This is a genomic window from Larkinella sp. C7 (assembly GCF_006149005.1).
Taxonomy (GTDB): Bacteria; Bacteroidota; Bacteroidia; order Cytophagales; family Spirosomataceae; genus Larkinella.
Window position 1 is genome coordinate 1 of record NZ_VBSL01000064.1, and the last position, 781, is coordinate 781.

The 781-nt window shown below is 41.0% G+C and carries 1 protein-coding gene; it reads left to right on the forward strand.

From position 1 onward, the window contains the following. Window positions 1–30: 30 nt before the first annotated feature. Window positions 31–781, forward strand: a 751-nt coding sequence (locus FH871_RS34365; protein WP_138995319.1) for a LysM domain-containing protein, incomplete at its 3' end; no start/stop codon positions are given.

Consider the following 781-nt stretch of genomic DNA (forward strand, 5'->3'; position numbering starts at 1 on the left):
AAAAAACGATAATTTTTGGGAGGATTATCAATGCGTAAAAAAGAAGTTCTGGGGTGTGCTCTGATGATGGGTGCCCTTGTTTTGCCAATGTCTTTAGAAGCCAAGGTGGCTGCTAATAGCTTTTATGACAATCAAACAAATGCTCAGCGGGCAGATATTACTAATTGGGTAGCTAGTACGCCAGCACAAATTAGTAACAATATGGCCTCGCAAAAGATTAATACCAATCATTTGGATGGGGAACGCTATGTTATTCAATGGGGGGATACCCTTTGGGGAATTTCCCAGGCAACGGGAATCTCTGTGCAAAAGTTAGCCTACGATAACCATATCACGAATGTTGACCTGATTTATGCGGGGGATATCCTGATTCTCAAGCGTGACGGTCAGGTGCCAAAGGATTATAACTATAAGGGTTCTGGTCGCAATGTTGCCCAAACCACCATTAACATTAACTACACCTACCAGGAAAATAACACAGTTGTTATCGTTAACAATACTTCTTTCTATGAAGATAATCATATTGAACACAACTATCCAAGACAAGATGAGAAGGCCGGTAGTTCAATAAATGATAGCTTATCAGTTGAAGAAGATGGCGGCAAACAGGAAACAACCCTAAGCGAGGCCGATTATCAAGATGCTGTTCAAGATGAACTCAACAAGTTGATTAGTGAGGGCGGTGATAAGCAGGTTGATTTTCTCACCCATGCGACTGATACAGGCAGTCAAGTTAATGAATTAACTGAAAAAGAACTCTATGACAGTGAAGAAAAGCTTG